Source organism: Methylotenera sp. (assembly GCF_030653755.1).
Lineage (GTDB): Bacteria > Pseudomonadota > Gammaproteobacteria > Burkholderiales > Methylophilaceae > Methylotenera.
Genome location: NZ_JAURYU010000018.1, coordinates 1 through 1,525, shown reverse-complemented (window position 1 = coordinate 1,525; position 1,525 = coordinate 1). Strand labels below are relative to the sequence as shown.

The following is a 1,525-nucleotide window of genomic DNA, read 5'->3' as shown; positions in this document are numbered from 1 at the left end:
GGGATACCTGTTTTGCTTTGGATTAGCATAAAAACAAATGCCCAACTTGAAGGAATCATTGCAAAAGTAGCGCTTCGCATATCGTTTATCCGGTTGATAACTTATGTCGATATCGCAAACGTTTTGGGTGTCATGGGCGCTCTGATCGATAATGGCGTGGAAGTATCGGAATCTGTCCAGTTTGCGGCCCAAGCCGCATCCACACAACACGTCCGGGAGCCGTTACAACATGTCTCAAGGTCGCTTAGGGAGGGTGTTTCCGTATCGTTAGCACTAAGACGTACCAACCTTATTCCTGAAACAACGTTATCTATTATTGAAGTAGGTGAACACACCGGCTCGTTAGGGACTGCTACAATGCGAGCGGCTCAATTGCTCGAAACGGACTCGATGTACAAAATTGATCGATTGATTACATTACTCAACCCCATTGCCATTGCGTTGCTTGGCTTAATTGTTGGCGCTGTGATATCCGGCGTTATGCTAGGCATCATGAGTATTAATCAACTGGCGGTAAAATAACAAATAGACAGACAGGGCAATACACTTGTTGAAACAATATAGACACAAATTTGATGCCTCCATTCATTCTGGTTTCACGCTCTTGGAACTACTCATTGTTCTCGTGACATTGACGATGCTATCGGCAGTAGTTGCGCCACAGGTCATGAATATGTTCTCAGGCGCAAAAACGGATACCGCCGCACTCCAGGTCGATACGCTTTCAACCGCTTTACATTATTACCAAGTAGATGCAGGTGTTTACCCCACGCAAGAACAAGGCCTTGAAGCCTTATGGAAACCGCCTTCTGACGTTGTAAAATGGCGTGGGCCTTATATTCGTAAACATGAGCATCTGTTGGACCCTTGGAAACATCCATTTCGCTATCGAGTTCCAGGCCAGAGAGCCCCCTTCGAGGTCTATTCATTCGGCGCCGACGATAAAGAAGGTGGTGAAGGCGAAAATGCAGATGTTGGCCTCGCAAAAGCACCATAATCACGGCTTTACTTTACTTGAGCTGTTGATAGTAATCTCGTTGCTTAGCGTGTTGTCCGCAGTGGGTGCGCGAGCTTATCGAGCAAAAAACAGTACACCTTATTTCGAAGCGATTATCAACACATTGGAATACGCTAAAATGAGAGCTATCAATGAAGGGCACCGAGTTGACCTAACCTGCAATGACATCGCATCCACTGCCAGAACCGGCTTATTGCATCAATTTTATATAAGTTGCACGAGTATACTCCCGTCTCCTCAAGAAAACACAACCATTAGTTTTTTCCCCGATGGCTCATCATCAGGCGGTTTAATCACACTTAAAAATAATGGGCAAAACAACACAATTAAAATTGACTGGCTCACAGGTAAATTTGATCAAAGCTAAGGCCTGCAGATTGCCTTGTCAGTCAGGATTTGCTTTGCTCGAAGTCATTTTAGCATTTGCGCTATCGGTATTTGTACTGGGTATTGCTCTTCCGGCAATATCACAAACTGTAGCCAAGCTTACGGAGCTTCGCTTGCGCT

3 protein-coding genes are annotated in these 1,525 nt (G+C 45.2%); all 3 read left to right on the top strand.

Annotated features, from left to right (window positions below; translation table 11 throughout):
• Nucleotides 1–522 (top strand): type II secretion system F family protein (locus Q7U33_RS03815; protein ID WP_304858270.1); only part of this gene is annotated, 522 nt, incomplete at its 5' end.
• A 25-nt stretch (nt 523–547) separates the two neighbouring features.
• Nucleotides 548–997 carry a type II secretion system major pseudopilin GspG gene (gspG, locus tag Q7U33_RS03810; RefSeq protein ID WP_370651980.1) on the top strand — a complete coding sequence of 150 codons (450 nt, stop codon included), beginning with the start codon at nt 548–550 and terminating at the stop codon, nt 995–997.
• The gene (locus Q7U33_RS03805; RefSeq protein ID WP_304858269.1) at nt 972–1,385 is read left to right on the top strand and encodes a GspH/FimT family pseudopilin; all 414 of its coding nucleotides are present in this window, start codon (nt 972–974) and stop codon (nt 1,383–1,385) included. The genes gspG and Q7U33_RS03805 overlap by 26 nt, the downstream gene beginning before the upstream one ends.
• Nucleotides 1,386–1,525: the final 140 nt, after the last annotated feature.